This window comes from Alkaliflexus imshenetskii DSM 15055, assembly GCF_000517065.1.
Lineage (GTDB): Bacteria > Bacteroidota > Bacteroidia > Bacteroidales > Marinilabiliaceae > Alkaliflexus > Alkaliflexus imshenetskii.
Genome location: NZ_KI912105.1, coordinates 677,020 through 692,156 on the forward strand (window position 1 = coordinate 677,020; position 15,137 = coordinate 692,156).

Here is a 15,137-nt window from a genome sequence, read left to right on the forward strand (position 1 = left end):
CACTTCAATTTATTTGTTTAAAATACTCGCTTCAGGAGCAGGTAGTTTCACCTCTTTACGAAAGGGAAAATGCACTGGCAATGAAGTCTCAATGCCAATTTATCTTTCTGCGCAATTATATTCGTTTCATATTTTAAATTTTTGAATAAAACCTTGACCCATGTGGAACCTGGCAAACATTACATTGTTTGGCATATCCGGCTGCGCTATATCCAGTTAATCCACCTGCTACATTGTAAAGATTTCTAAAACCTTTTTGCCTCATAATGCTTACACCCAAACTACTGCGATTACCTGAACTGCAAATTGCAATAATCGTATCTTCCTTATTCAGTTCTATATGTCGTTCTCGCAAATCGGCCACAGGAATATTAATTGCTCCCTCAATGTGGGCATCCTCATACTCTAATGGAGCTCTTACATCAAGCAAAACGAATTTATCAGTACCTGTAACCATATCATGTAAATCTTCGGCTGAAATTTGAATTACATGATTGGTTTTGTACCCTTTGGTAACCCAGTCTGCCATGCCGCCATCCAAATAACCAACAATACGATCTATACCAACACGTCGGAGCCAGACATTGGTATCTTTAGCTTCTTTAAAACTGTCGGATACAACCAGCAATTTTTTGTCAAGGGGTAACACCCATCCTGCAAAAGTAGGAAGGTTACCGTTAATGTCCAGACTCCACGAATCCGGAATATGCTGGCTGCCAAAAGCAAGATAACTACGGGTATCAACAATAGCTACGTTTTCTTCATTAATCATTTGTTTGAAAGATTCTGCATTGAGCTCTTTCATGCGAGGAAGCTGTGAAATAAGTACTGGCCCGTTACAGTTAACGGTTGTACTACGACTAAAATGGTCGGGCGCAGGTGGCATATCCTTAGTAAGCGACTTTATGAACTCAATCTTATCCATAATATGTAATGCGGTGTTATACTTCTTTTCGTAGCCAATGGTTGAGCGCCATTTGGCACCCATTGCACGTCCGCAAAGCGACCCGGCACCATGAGCAGGAAGCACTTCGCAAAAGTCGGGGAGCTTTAAAAGCTTATCAAACAAGCTGTGGTATAGTTTACCAGCCAGTTCTTCTGCTCTGTTGGGGAAAAGGTCGGGGCGCCCTACGTCACCTACAAACAGGGTGTCGCCTACAAAAGCACTAACGGGATCATCTCCACGCGATGTATCAACCACCACATAGCTCAAGTGCTCGGGCGTGTGTCCAGGAGTTTCCAATACTTTTATAACAATGTCTTCTATATCAATGGTATCTCCTTCGCTTAAAGCAACATGTTCGAAGGAGCAATTGGCCGATTTAGCCAAATAGATTTTGGCACCTGTTTTCGCAGCAAGATCCAAATGCCCCGAAACAAAATCGGCATGAAGGTGAGTTTGCAGAATATGAGTGATGACGACGCCCAACGCACGTGCCTCATCAATATAAATATCGATATCACGCTGTGGATCAATAACAGCGCAAACATCCGAACCGGCCAAAATGTATGAACTGTGGGCAATTTTATTGATGAAGTAATGTTTTATCAGCATTGCAATGGGTTATTAAATGATGAAAAAATAGAATAGTAAAACTGTAATTGTCAGAAAAAGAATTGATATTCCACTCCCAGCCTTTATATAGTCAGAAGTACGATATCCGCCAGACGACATTAGGAAGGCATTAACCTGGTGTGTAGGCAGAATAAAGGAGTTCCCGGCGCAAACAGCTGCCAAAAGTACAAGTGGCCGTGGATCCATTTCGGCAATAACTGCCATGCCCATTACCAGTGGAGCCAGTACTACAATTGCTCCCACATTGGACATGAAAAGTGAAAAAACGGTTGATAACACCCCAACCATCAGTACGATAAATACAGGGTGTACATCCACAACTACATTCATAATGGATTCGGCTAGGAACATGGCAGCTCCGGTTTTTTGCATGGCTATACCTAATGGAATCAATCCGGCTAGTAGAAAAACCACTTTCCATTCGATGGATTCATAGGCTTCTCCTATACTTAAGACCCGGGTAAGAACCAAGCAAAGTGCTCCCGTAAGAAAAGCTAAGGAGATGGAAAAGCCTGCCATGGCAAGGGTAATGGCAAATACAAAACAGCCAATTGCCGGCCATGTTTTCGATTTGTCGTTTTTATTCACTTCAAAACTTGTGAGTGCAACAAAATCAGAGTTTTCTTTTAAATCTCGTATTTTGACCCATCTGCCATAAACAATCAGTGTGTCACCTGGGCTAACTTCCACATCAGAAAAATCGCCATCTACTCTTTCTCCCTTATTAAAAAGTATTATCGGCTCAACAGCGTAGCGCTTTCTAATTGAGTATTCTCTTAAACATTTCCCAATTAGTTTTGAACCCGGTGGGATAATTAGCTCTGCAAAACCGCTAAATTTGGGGTTAAAATCATCAGAAAAATAGCGTGTATCTGAATGGTCATCAAGTCGAAAGTCTCTTGAAAACTGATCTATCGTTTCAGCAGAACCCAAAAGAGCAAGAGTTTGTCCATGTTCAAATTTAGTTTCACGCCAAGGGGCATAAACTACATTATTCTCTTTTGCAATGCCTAATAAATTAACATGGTAAGTTTTCCACAAACCAGCGTCTTCTGTGGTTTTTCCGGCTAGTAAACTTTCACCTGTGATTTTTAAAAATTTGATGTTGTGAGGTAAATTAAGCTTCTCCACAAGTTTTTCCTGGTCTGTTTTACCTGTTTCACCAACTTTTTTTTGGGGTAGAATTTTATTTCCAAACAGCAAAAAATAGCCTATACCCGACAACAAAAGAACAATGCCAACAGGGGTTACGCTAAAGAGATTGTAAGCTTCATGCCCGGCATTTCTTAACAGGTCGTTTACCAGAATGAGATTACCCGAGGCGACCATTGTAAGTGTTCCACCTAAAATGGCAGCAAAACCTATGGGCATAATAAGTGATGATGCGTGAATCTTTGTACTTCGTGAAACCTGCATTATGCCAGGCAGAAAGAGAGCAGCAGCGCCAATGTTTTGAATTATACCAGATAACAAACCTACTGAAATTGAGAGTAATCCAATTAAATTTCGTTTACGCGTGCCAGCCTTCTTGATAATAAATTTTGAAAACTCATCCATTATTCCCGTACGGGCAATGCCGCGTCCTAGTATCATCACACTCAGCATGGCGATTACAGCATTGCTGGAGAACCCCGAAAAACTCTCTTGCGGATTTAAGATGCCTGTCCAGCCAAGTGCCAGCATACAGCCAATGGCAACAATGTCAATGCGAAGCACATCAAGTATAAGTAAAATCGCTGTTGCGCTCAGAATCAACAAAACTGTAATAATATCTGTGTTCATTGTTTTTAGCTGAGTCTTAACTTTCGAAGTAGTTTTACATTTCCTTCCTGCTATACTGGTGTCCCCCATCTGAATCTATAATCCGGAAATCTGGATTTTGCATCCACTATAAAAATCCCATCTTTTTTGTCTATCTCAGACGAAAGTCTGGCGTCTCTCAACCTATCATAAAATTGATTTAAAACCGAAGGTTTTCAACAAATTTGTATTCTAACACAGTTTTCTGTATAGACCCAAACTTCGAATCTCACACCTCACATCAAACAACAAGCGCAATTCTCTTTATTTCAAGTGCGATATCCTCTGGAGAAAGAACTAAATCTATGTAGCTATTTGCCATGGCATCTTCAGACATATCGGGTTGAGCGGAAGTTTCGGGTTTCTGTGCTATGGTAATACCACCAGCCTCTTTCAAATTGCACAATGCACCTGCGCCCTCTCCATCATAACCAGATACAATTACAGTGATTAGTATGCCTTCCCAATTATCAGTAAGTGAGCGCATAAAAGCAGTAATCACATCAGGCCACCCCCAGGGTACTGAAATTGGCTTTAAACGAAACTCTTCATCAACAACATGTAAATCTCTCTTCTCTGGAATTATAAATACATGGTTAGGCTTAACATCCAGTTTATCTTTAAGCAATACTACCGGCATCTCTGTATAATACGGAAGAATATCGTGTAACAAATTAGCGAATGTTCTTAGGTGATTAACAATAACTATAGCCACTCCCAAGTCATCAGGTATTTTCCGGAGTAACTTAATATAGGCATCAAGTCCGCCAGCCGCCCCTCCCACACAAACTATTGGAAAGTTCTTTTTCAGACGTTCAGTTTTTCTTCGCATTATTTGTCTATTATATAGATAGTAAAACATGGATTAATTTGCTTCAAGTTTTATGCAGTGTTGTGTTCAAGGTTCTTACTTCCACTTTATCGTAAATTTTGGTTAACTAACTTTAAAATCATCACAAACCTCCCGAAAAGGGAGGTTTGTGAACCAAACTTATAGTTATTGGCATTATGATACTCCTATCTTTCAGAAAAATAGTATCACCAGAGTTGACCAACTCGCGATTCAGGAAATAAATGAATAAAAACACCTCTGATAAAGCTATATTATTCTATATCCCAAACAGCTACATTAAATAAAAGAAATGTAACAGCATACAGAATGTATCTCAAAATATTTTGAAATATGTGTTACCCATTTGAACTAGATGACACTCCAGATACTATTTTCACCTCTGCTGCTTCAACATTAATTGATTGTGCAACTTCCGATAGTTTTGCGTCTGCCGCTTTTTCTTCTTTGAGCGTTTCTTCAAGAAGTTTCACAGCTTCTGTTACACCCAGCGTTTTTGCAAATTGACGAAGTGTACCATAAGAGGCTATTTCAAAGTGCTCAGCTTTTTGTACAGCGGCAATAATTCCTGCATCGCGCATTGCACCTTTTTTGTATGATTTTATTTTTGATTTTGCCTCCTTAATCAAACCATTCATTGCATCACATTTTTTTGAAGATGCATCTTTGCCTATATATTCAAAAACCTTTTCCAGCCTCGTAACCTGATTTGTTGTTTCAGCAAGATGACTTGTCAAAGCATCATTAAGTCCTTGACATGTGGCATTTTTAATCATTTTGGGAATTACTTTGGTTAATGCCTTTTCTGCCCAGTAAATGTCTTTTAACTCAGCTTTAAATAATTTCATCAGTTGAGATGTTTGCAATAACCCATTTTCAGGCTTTTCGGCTAACTGTTTTTTGCTTTGGCGAGGAGTCATCATATTTGATTTTTGATTTTGCATAATTCCATGTTATAAATTGATTGATAATTCTTTACACAATTATTTTTCTTTGCTCGTCATTTTAGACATATCATTATCACGCGGTTCTTTGTTTCTCATAAGATTTAATCCATACGTGTGGTTTGCAGATAGAATTACATCATTGCAATCAAAGTGTTTGATGACACCGTCTTTTACAAGTGCAATAACCCAACATGTATTTTGATGCATCCCATAATCGATTACAAAGAGTGCTTGCCCTGCACCCAAAGGGGTTTCTACTAACATCGAAGGATCTAGTTGAAGTATCATATTTATGTACAACTAAAATGAAAGAATGACCTACCCTTTAACCAATGAATTTTTCAAAGCCTTTAAATGGTTTTGGTCAACAATTAGCATTGACTTTTGCTGAATTATCATGGTTTGTTGTTTTGAACTTAAATACTCTGAATCATTCTCCAACACCTTTTCATAAGTATCTCTGGCCTGCTCTTCTCCATATTCGCAAGAACTGAGAATTGTTTTACGGTCTTTACCTGTGAGTGCTGACTTTACATCCATCCACGCACGAAAAAATTTTCCTGAAACCTTTGTACCTGTGGCGACCTCCCCACCAAGTGTATTTACCTCCTTAACCAACTCTTGTTTGCATCGTCTACTGGTTTCAATAAACTGTGAGAACAAAGTTTTTAAATCAGTTTCATCGGTTTCTTTAGAGGCCGTTTCATAACCCTCTATTCTATCGTTATTAATAGTGATAAGTGTGTTTAACACATCCACTGCTTTTACATTTTTCATATTCGTTTCAATTAAACTCTATTATACTATTCATTTGCATTTTATAAAATAAAGGGCAGAATTTTAAAACCTGATGCTCAAGCAATCAGAATGACATTAAAATTGCTGCCCTACACTGCAGCGCATTTGCCGGGCGGGCATAACCTCGTGTAAAAAACTGAACTACTTCTTTGTACATTTCGTCTGACAATCTATGGATTGATTGAGATTTGTGCGCAAATCAGATAGTGTTGCTATTGCCCAATTATTAATATCACGATCATAACGATCTGTGGTTGCTTTCTCGAAGATGGCAATTGCATCTTTGTGCTTATTTACCATCATATCGGCATATGCTTTATCAAAATCATTTCCTGATTTGTTATTTAAATCATTATAGGCATTCCTTACTTTATTGGTTGTTGCTGTGGGAATCGTTATCCTTTTACTATCAGCAAGAGTCGTTAAATTCTTTAGCGACATGGTGTAAGCATCTTCAAGATTTTTCCCCAATTCTTTAACATGGGTTGATTGGCCTCTTTGCTGTGCTAATTGACCCAATTGAATTTGAGCCATGTTAATTTCAGCAGCGTTCACAATAAATTGTGCATCTCTTTCCTGCTTTTTGCTGTCAAATTTTTCTTCATTGTGTTTCTGGGCAACATCTCTGGTATCCTTCGGTTTCTGACTATTAGTGCATGAGGCAGATAGTAAAGTTGTGCCTAAAAAGGTCACGAGAAGGATTAATAAATTAAAATTTCTAATCTTTTTCATCTTGGTTTAATTTAATTGTTGGTTGAAAAAAAAACAGATAAACAGTTTTTGTCTTTCTATTTTAGTGTTAATAATAAGAATAGGCTAACGTTATATAGAGTCGCCCGAACGGGCTATGTGTATTTTGTAATCTTCTGCCAATAACATCCTATAACAAACACGTTTTTAAATAATTACGCAACATCAATTCATCACTTTGTTTGTATTCATTGTGATATGGGTTAAATCGCTACCAAAATTCTGAACATAGAGAAATAGGGTTTATTAGATTAAGCTTCTACGATTTTGATTTCTTCACGACTCCAAAAGCGATGTTTGGCAATACAACCAATAAATTTATCAACGTTACCATCGGTAATTAACCTTTGATTAGTCGTTAGTAATTCAGCTGCACCATTCTCTGTATTTACCAGAAGACCATCAATTTTTGATGTGGTTTTCTTCGCCGGATGCTTTTCTGAGTTTGGCATATCAAGTGTAATTGAACGTTATTATATATAAAGTAGCATTACAAAAGTAATTTGATTAAATCTGAAAGGTGTTATACTATGTGTTAGAATGTTTTCATAATTCACACATTTGCAATGAATTATCAAAAATTACTTATTATGATAACATTTAAGATTGGAAAGAGAAGATTATGAATATTTAGAGATAACAGAATTTTCTATGTTACATAAATGCCAAAGAGCCACTAAAAAGATGATCAAACGCCAAACAATTTATAATCTATGCCTTGAAACAGCACATACAAATTGGCAAATTATTGACAATGAGGTAAGATTTATCTAAATTGATAGGGTTTTATATTAAAAACAGGAGATATCACGAACGATAATACATCGGTTGAATGAGAACTTGGCATCAATCAAAACCAGCCATTTCGCCATGCAGACTATTTCATTCGATAATTCCAGTGTTTTTTTGTATTTTGTATCAAATTCTAAATTTTAGATAAATGGAAAAATCTAAGGGAACAGGTAAATGCCCGGTAACAGGCATGACAGGCAAACATAATGTAGGTGCTTCAGGCACAAAAAACCGTGACTGGTGGCCCAATCAACTAAAGCTTAATACGCTTCGCCAACATTCGTGCAAGTCGGATCCAATGGGTGAAAACTTCGACTATGCTAAAGAATTTAAGTCGCTTGACTTAAAGGCATTAAAAAAAGACCTACAACAATTAATGACCAATTCTCAGGATTGGTGGCCAGCCGATTTTGGGCACTATGGCCCACTGTTTATCCGGATGGCATGGCATAGCGCCGGCACATACCGAACCGGCGATGGTCGGGGTGGTGGCGGAACCGGACAACAGCGCTTTGCACCACTCAACAGCTGGCCCGACAACGTGAATCTGGATAAAGCAAGGAGACTGCTCTGGCCCATCAAACAAAAATATGGACGTAAAATATCGTGGGCCGACCTGATGATTTTAGCAGGTAACGTGGCGCTGGAATCGATGGGCTTTAAGACCTTTGGTTTTGCCGGTGGACGGGCAGATGTATGGGAACCTGAAGAGGACGTATATTGGGGTTCTGAAACGCATTGGCTCGACAACGATCAACGTGATCTGGATTTATCACAATCAGACAATCCATTAGCAGCCATACAAATGGGATTGATATATGTAAACCCTGAAGGTCCCAATGGCGTACCGGATCCGGTGGCTGCCGCAAAAGACATCCGCAACACATTTGCCCGCATGGCCATGGACGATGAAGAAACTGTAGCCTTGATTGCAGGTGGCCACACATTTGGAAAGACCCACGGAGCAGGCGATGCCGTACATCTTGGTTCAGAGCCCGAAGCTGCCGGCCTTGAAGAGCAAGGTTTGGGATGGAAAAACTCTATGGGAAAAGGGAATGCCGGCGACACCATCACCAGCGGCCTGGAAGTAACATGGACCCAAACCCCGGCTAAATGGAGCTACTACTTCTTCGACAATCTGTTTAAGTATGACTGGGAACTTACGAAAAGTCCGGCCGGCGCCCATCAATGGGTAGCCAAAAATGCAGGAAACGTGGTTCCTGATGCACACGACCCCGCCAAAATGCATCCGCCCACAATGTTGACTACCGACTTGTCGTTACGCTTTGATCCGGCATACGAGAAAATATCCAGACGCTTCTGGGAAAATCCGCTGGAGTTTGCCGACGCATTTGCACGCGCGTGGTTTAAGCTTACCCACCGTGATATGGGACCAAAATCGCGCTATCTTGGGTCTGAAGTTCCAGCCGAAGATTTGATATGGCAAGACCCCATTCCAGAAGTGAACCATCCTTTGGTAGATGAAAAAGATATAGCAGGGCTAAAAGAGAAAATAGTAAAATCAGGTTTAACAGTTTCAGCTCTGGTATCCACAGCGTGGGCATCTGCATCCACCTTCCGTGGATCAGATATGCGTGGAGGTTCCAATGGAGCCCGTATACGTCTAGCACCACAAAAGGATTGGGAAGTTAACAACCCTTCGCAGTTAACCAAAGTACTCGAAAAACTTGAGGCCATACAGAACGATTTCAACAATGCACAAAGCGGTGGTAAAAAAATCTCTTTGGCCGACATGATTGTGCTGGCTGGTTGTGCAGCAGTTGAAAAAGCTGCCAAAGATGCAGGTGTTGTTATCAAAGTACCCTTTGTTGCGGGACGTATGGATGCGCTGACTGAGCAGACCGATGTGGAATCGTTCAAAGTTTTGGAGCCGGTAGCAGACGGATTTAGAAATTATCTGAAGAGGAAATACACCATCCGTACAGAAGAATTATTGATTGATAAAGCGCAGCTACTCACCCTCACGCCGCCTGAGATGACGGTACTCATAGGCGGTATGCGAGCGCTCAACACCAACTGGGATCAATCCAATCATGGCGTATTCACCGATAAGCCAGGTGTGCTGACCAATGATTTCTTTGTAAACCTGCTGGATATGGGAATTGCGTGGATGCCCGTTTCAGAAGACAATGAATTATTTGAAAGTCGCGACAGAAAAACCGGAAAAACAAAATGGACAGGCACACGCGTGGATCTAATCTTTGGTTCCAACTCAGAACTTCGTGCGCTGGCCGAAGTTTACGGTAGTGCCGATGCACATGAAAAATTTGTTAAAGACTTTGTATCGGCATGGAACAAGGTGATGAACCTTGACCGTTTTGATCTTGAATAGGTTCTGAGGTATTAACCAGGCCAAGACTAAATTGCAGAGGCTGCCCGATTTTCATCAGGCAGCCTCATCTTTTAGGTGTGTAATATAATAAACCAGCAAAAATCTTGTTTCGTACAAAGCTAATCATGCCATGCCATCTGCCATAGAAAACCAACACATAACAAACACATGAACCAATGGCCGTCAACTCACAAAAAACTCATCAAAAACAACTATCAGATACAAGATACAACTATATATCAAACAATTAATCAATAAACAGTTGACAATACTCACCTCTCTAAAAATTACCGGTTAGGATAACTCCCAACCGGCAACTAACTAAAACAAACAGAATTACTTTACAGGCACCAATCGTGCAGCCCAACCGCCTCCTGGTGCCATATATACTTTTATGCGCGTATCTGAGGTTACCTCAACCACTTTTCGCTTGTAATCGTTGCCATTTCTATCGGCATTGATGCCATCTCTAAAAATCTCTGCCTCATACCTGCCATCCTTTAAAAACGAAAAATCAATTTCAATCTCTCTGGATTCCCAACTGGTCATTGCGCCTACGTACCAATCTGCACCATTTCGGCGGGCAATGGCCACATACTCGCCTAGTTTTCCGCTAAGCGCCACAGTCTGGTTAAATACAGTGGGGATGGAAGCAATAAAAGCAGTTGATTCAGGCTCTCGCTTATAGTGTGTAGGATTATCGGCCATCATTGAGAGAGGCGATTCAAATACGACATACATGGCCAACTGATGACAGCGTGTGCCCTGACTCATTGGCGTGGAATGCACCGCCCGCCAGTTCCATCGGTTGGCATTAATCATGGCGCCTGGCGTATAATCCATGGGGCCGGCAAGTGCACGGATAAACGGGATGGTCACATCGTATAAAGGCATGTCCAGATAGTCGGTCCACTTGACATTTTCCAAACCATACACACCTTCAAATGTGATTACATTGGGATAGGTAAATTGCAGTCCGGTTGGTTTGTAGGCACCATGAAAATTCACCAATTGCTTGTATTGAGCGGCTTTACGTGCCACGCGATAGTAAAACTCCACGGTTGGCTGATCATCACGATCCATGAAATCAATTTTATATCCGGCAACTCCCATTTTAGAATAGAGCGCCATCACCTTATCCATCTCCTCATTAAGTGGCAACCATCCGGCCCAAAGAATGATGCCAACACCCCTGTTTTTGGCATGGGTGATGATGCCTTCCAAATCGATATAGGGCTTAATTTGGAGCAGACTCTCCTGCTCCGACCAACCTTCATCCAAAATGACGTACTCCACACCATTGTCGGCAGCAAAATCAACATAGTATTTATAGGTTTCGGTATTTACACCCGAACGGAAATCCACACCAGTGATATTTAAATCATTCCACCAATCCCAAGCCACTTTTCCGGGTTTAATCCAGGACACATCACCAATCCGGTTGGGAGCGGCCAATCGTGCAACCAAATCATTGTCGAGCAATTCCACATCGTTTTGGCTTATGGCAATGGCCCGCCATGGATAAGAACGGGTTCCTTTGGTCTTAGCGATATAATCTGCCCGTTGTGTAACGATGGACTGAAGATTGTTGTGCCCCCCTCTCACCTCCTCGAGCGGGTATGGCGCAAAACGGCCTCGAAAGCCATTTCGTTGGTTGTTGATGGTAAGAAACATTCCCGGAAACTCCTCCAAATCCACCTCCGTAATTACAGCTTTACGGTTGTTACCCAACTCTATAAGCAGAGGCATGATGATGAGACTATCCGCCACAATGTCATCTAACTTCAATACATCATAAGTACTTTCAAAGGATGTGCTGAAAGGATCGAAAGGACGCGGAACGATGTAAGGCACCCAGGCTTTCTCACTTGCAGGAAACACCAGATTGGCTTCTTCATCCAAAATATGTATCTCCTTCTTGAAAGATGTATTTAACTGATATGCAACACCATCGTCATACACCCGAAAAACAACACCAAGACCATCGCGAAGCGCCAATGTCATTTGGTTATAATGATTAACCACACTGCTTTTGCGGTAAACCGGTGTTTGAATCACTTGGTTAATACTCTGACGTGTGACGCGTCTCACGCGGGTATTCCTCCCCAAAACACCTTCGTTTTGAACCGAAAGTGAAATATCTGAAGGCCCCATAACCAAATCACCATTCAAAAAGAGGCTCCAGGTTAAGCGGTCTGCCACATTTACACGAATTTCTATAATTCCGGATGGCGATTGAACTCTGTGTTCTTCGGCTTGTAGCCAAACCTGTGCAAACATCGAAAACAAAAGCGATAAAACAATTTTCTTCATAGTATAGGGATTATTGAATAAACATTATTGGAGAAATGGGCGACGCGGTGCTTTCACGGTTTTAATGACATAACGGACCGAAGTGAGTCCCGGTGAAGAAGCCGAAATGACTACATCACCCTGTTTACCGGTTGACTGGATAATAATTTGAGCCAAACCGTTAAATGTTTTTCGTTGCCATTTTTCATGCGCCTGAATAACCTGAACAGCGCCGGGATTGGTATTAACCTCATCCCATGGATTAACCTTCACGAAGGGATTAGCAACCACAGTCACGATGTTCTCGCCCGGCCTAACCACATCGCCCGAAAGCTTAAATACAAAATCACGCTGGTTGTTGTCAAGGTTTTCACCGACAAGGTGCCCGTTTACATAAACAGACTGGTTATTGCCAACACTTCGGAACATCCAATTGAGATTGCCTTTAAGATCATTCTCGGTTAGATGCAGTGAAGCCCGGTACAATGTAGGCAGGGAACTGCTTCCGGGTGCCAATCCACCATCTGAAAAAGCCGGCTGCCAGTCTGCAACAAAAAATTCAGGCATTACAGCTTCGGAGATGTTGACTCCAAATGCTGCCATTTGCTGCCATTTAGAGAAGCTAACTGTCCGCACCTCATCAAAGAATCTACATGGCTCATGTGAAGTAGGGTCGCCGTTGCCTACACCAATGATTTGAGCAGGCCCCGAAACCTCAAAATAAACCTGATGGTTTGCATCTGGAACTACCCGTCCCTTGCGATCGACAATCTTAACTGTCACCACCGACACATCTTCAAAATCACCTTTTAGTTCGGCTCTGTGTGGTTCCAGCGCAACACCTGAAGGTGCACCGGTAGTTTCAACGGTTGTGACCTGCACTCGTTTGCCATTTTTATACCCAACGGCGCGTAAAGTGCCGGGTACGTAATTAACCTGCCATGACAAATGGCCGTTGCGCTCCATTTTTTGTCGTCCCTGACTGCGATTGTTGACAAATAACTCAACCTCATCGTGATTACTATAAACCCACACATCAATGGGTTCACCTTCTCTACCCTTCCAGTTCCAGTGAGGAAGAATGTGCAACACAGGATCATTGGTCCACCACGACTTCAGATAGTAAACATTGTCCTTTGGCAAGCCACATAAATCCATCATACCGAAATATGAAACCACCGAGGGAAATCCGAAAGGTGTTGGTTCTCCACGATAATCAAATCCCGTCCAAAGGCACATTCCCGATAAATAATCCCTATCGGCATAATGCTTCCAACCATGCTGAATGCTGAAAAAACCAGAAGGCGTATCCCTATCGTATGCAGCCAGATACTGCTTGTCATAATCATCAAAATAGATGCCACGAGTGGTGTTTGTAGAGCCTTCCTCGGTACCAAGTGAGGCTTGCCACGGATATTTGGCGTAGTGCGCATCGGTGGATCCATGGCGCAAATAGTTATAACCCATAACCTCGACCACCGACGAGATGCCATTGCCCCAGGTGCCACTCACAGCAGCATTGATAGGCCTTGTGGTATCAAACTGTTTGGCATAGGCCTGCATATACTCAGCCATTCGGGCACCACGCTCATTGCCTTCAATGGCCCATTCTTCATTGCCAATTGACCAGAGAACCACACTCGGATGATTGCGATCACGTATCATCAGTCGGCGGAGATGATCCAGAATCTCATCGGTGGTTCCCATCAGGCGGTTTTCGTTGAGGATGAGCATCCCAACACGATCAGCAGCTTCGAGCAGTGCCGGAGAAGGTGGATAATGCGCCGTGCGGTAAGCATTATTACCCATATATTTTAACTGTATCAGGCGCCACTCATGCAATCCATCGGGGATGGCAGTGCCTACCCCGGCATGGTTCTGATGGTTGTTTGAACCCTTAATCTTCACATGCCTGCCGTTGAGGAAGAAACCTCTGTCGGGCGTCCACTCGATGGTACGAATGCCAAAAGTGGTGCGGTAAGTATCAACCACTGCATCATTTTGAATCACATGTGAATGCAGCTCATACAAATTGGGTGTATCTAAATCCCACAACATTGGATTGTCAACAGTGAATTTCATGGTGAACTCGTCAGTAAACATGGCAGCAAGTGAGATATTCTCCATTACAGCCGAAGCTACCACATTGCCATTGGCAGCCACAATTTGGTTACGTATGTCAAAGGTTTTACCTTCAAGAGCTTTGTTAAGCACTTTTACCCTGGCGGTTACCTCAGCAGCATTATCACTTACCTCGGTGGTGACGAACGCGCCGTATTGAGGCACATGCAGTGGATTTGTCTTGGTTAGCCAAACGTGACGGTATATACCAGCCCCTTCATAAAACCAACCCTCTTCCATAGATGCATCCACCCTAACAGCTATTACATTGTTACCGCCAAAATTCAGGTATTCGGTTACATCAAACGAGAAACTCGTGTAGCCACTTGGATCATTGCCACAATAAAAACCGTTTACCCAAACACGGGCATCGCGATACACACCATCAAACTCAATGAATATGCGCTTGTCGTCGTCCTCAACCGGCAAATGAAAATTCTTACGATACCAGCCCACACTCGATTCCGGAAATCCTGGTCCGATGGCTTTATAGCCGTGACTGTGGCTGGCATTCTCAGCAAATCCGGCCTCAACGGCCCAGTCATGTGGCAGATTGAGCGAACGCCAGGTGCGATCGTCAAAGTCGGGAGAGGCTGCACCATCGCCATATCCGGCCTTGGCAAGATAGGTGAAATAGGATGTACCCACATTAAAATCCTTCTCCACATCGGCCGCATGGCCAAAAGCAAATTTCCAGTCATAATTCATCAAAAGCCTTTCGCGGGGCGAAGCCGCTAACGCAATGGCGATAAAAATCAAACACAGGGAGGCAAAACTCTTCTTCATTCAGTTTGTATTTATAAGTTTAATGCTGAAGTTCAACTAAAATTAACATATAATCTCTCACACAAATGTATT

11 protein-coding genes are annotated in these 15,137 nt (G+C 42.0%); 1 reads left to right on the plus strand and 10 read right to left on the minus strand.

Annotation, left to right across the window (positions count from 1 at the left end):
• Positions 1–133: 133 nt before the first annotated feature.
• From ALKIM_RS0102925 to ALKIM_RS0102960, 8 genes are all read right to left on the minus strand, one after another.
• Positions 134–1,555, minus strand: coding sequence for an MBL fold metallo-hydrolase (locus ALKIM_RS0102925; protein ID WP_026473345.1), 1,422 nt, complete (start codon positions 1,553–1,555; stop codon positions 134–136).
• A gap of 12 nt (positions 1,556–1,567) precedes the next feature.
• Positions 1,568–3,358, minus strand: a complete 1,791-nt coding sequence (locus ALKIM_RS0102930) for an SLC13 family permease (RefSeq protein ID WP_026473346.1) — start codon at positions 3,356–3,358, stop codon at positions 1,568–1,570.
• Positions 3,359–3,617: 259 nt separating this feature from the next.
• A complete protein-coding gene (locus ALKIM_RS0102935) occupies positions 3,618–4,208 on the minus strand; it encodes a chemotaxis protein CheB (RefSeq protein WP_026473347.1) in 591 nt (196 codons plus the stop codon).
• A 356-nt stretch (positions 4,209–4,564) separates the two neighbouring features.
• A complete protein-coding gene (locus ALKIM_RS0102940; protein WP_026473348.1) occupies positions 4,565–5,170 on the minus strand; it encodes a YciE/YciF ferroxidase family protein in 606 nt (201 codons plus the stop codon).
• 39 nt (positions 5,171–5,209) lie between these two features.
• Entirely contained in the window at positions 5,210–5,437 is a 228-nt protein-coding gene (locus tag ALKIM_RS0102945; RefSeq protein ID WP_218916656.1) for a hypothetical protein, read from the minus strand.
• A 54-nt stretch (positions 5,438–5,491) separates the two neighbouring features.
• Positions 5,492–5,950: a ferritin-like domain-containing protein gene (locus ALKIM_RS0102950; RefSeq protein ID WP_026473350.1), complete on the minus strand. Its 459-nt coding sequence runs from the start codon at positions 5,948–5,950 to the stop codon at positions 5,492–5,494.
• A gap of 162 nt (positions 5,951–6,112) precedes the next feature.
• Complete coding sequence (locus ALKIM_RS17430) at positions 6,113–6,703, minus strand: DUF4142 domain-containing protein (protein WP_044117712.1); 591 nt, start codon at positions 6,701–6,703, stop codon at positions 6,113–6,115.
• Between the two features lie 269 nt (positions 6,704–6,972).
• A complete protein-coding gene (locus tag ALKIM_RS0102960) occupies positions 6,973–7,173 on the minus strand; it encodes a hypothetical protein (RefSeq protein WP_026473351.1) in 201 nt (66 codons plus the stop codon).
• A gap of 488 nt (positions 7,174–7,661) precedes the next feature.
• Here ALKIM_RS0102960 and katG point away from each other — a divergent pair, with 488 nt between their 5' ends.
• Positions 7,662–9,866, plus strand: a complete 2,205-nt coding sequence (gene katG, locus ALKIM_RS0102965; RefSeq protein ID WP_084555783.1) for a catalase/peroxidase HPI — start codon at positions 7,662–7,664, stop codon at positions 9,864–9,866.
• A gap of 336 nt (positions 9,867–10,202) precedes the next feature.
• Here the strand turns inward: katG and ALKIM_RS0102970 are convergent, their stop codons facing one another.
• Positions 10,203–12,179 carry a glycoside hydrolase family 97 protein gene (locus ALKIM_RS0102970; RefSeq protein ID WP_026473353.1) on the minus strand — a complete coding sequence of 659 codons (1,977 nt, stop codon included), beginning with the start codon at positions 12,177–12,179 and terminating at the stop codon, positions 10,203–10,205.
• Between the two features lie 24 nt (positions 12,180–12,203).
• A complete protein-coding gene (gene galA, locus ALKIM_RS0102975; RefSeq protein ID WP_044117713.1) occupies positions 12,204–15,065 on the minus strand; it encodes a beta-galactosidase GalA in 2,862 nt (953 codons plus the stop codon).
• Positions 15,066–15,137 lie beyond the last annotated feature (72 nt).

Excerpts from the sequence above, each read along its gene's own strand:
- ALKIM_RS0102925 (WP_026473345.1), bottom strand. The coding sequence starts at position 1,555 with ATGCTGATAAAACATTACTTCATCAATAAAATTGCCCACAGTTCATAC.
- ALKIM_RS0102930 (WP_026473346.1), bottom strand. The coding sequence starts at position 3,358 with ATGAACACAGATATTATTACAGTTTTGTTGATTCTGAGCGCAACAGCG.
- ALKIM_RS0102935 (WP_026473347.1), bottom strand. The coding sequence starts at position 4,208 with ATGCGAAGAAAAACTGAACGTCTGAAAAAGAACTTTCCAATAGTTTGT.
- ALKIM_RS0102940 (WP_026473348.1), bottom strand. The coding sequence starts at position 5,170 with ATGCAAAATCAAAAATCAAATATGATGACTCCTCGCCAAAGCAAAAAA.
- ALKIM_RS0102945 (WP_218916656.1), bottom strand. The coding sequence starts at position 5,437 with ATGTTAGTAGAAACCCCTTTGGGTGCAGGGCAAGCACTCTTTGTAATC.
- ALKIM_RS0102950 (WP_026473350.1), bottom strand. The coding sequence starts at position 5,950 with ATGAAAAATGTAAAAGCAGTGGATGTGTTAAACACACTTATCACTATT.
- ALKIM_RS17430 (WP_044117712.1), bottom strand. The coding sequence starts at position 6,703 with ATGAAAAAGATTAGAAATTTTAATTTATTAATCCTTCTCGTGACCTTT.
- ALKIM_RS0102960 (WP_026473351.1), bottom strand. The coding sequence starts at position 7,173 with ATGCCAAACTCAGAAAAGCATCCGGCGAAGAAAACCACATCAAAAATT.
- katG (WP_084555783.1), top strand. The coding sequence starts at position 7,662 with ATGGAAAAATCTAAGGGAACAGGTAAATGCCCGGTAACAGGCATGACA.
- ALKIM_RS0102970 (WP_026473353.1), bottom strand. The coding sequence starts at position 12,179 with ATGAAGAAAATTGTTTTATCGCTTTTGTTTTCGATGTTTGCACAGGTT.
- galA (WP_044117713.1), bottom strand. The coding sequence starts at position 15,065 with ATGAAGAAGAGTTTTGCCTCCCTGTGTTTGATTTTTATCGCCATTGCG.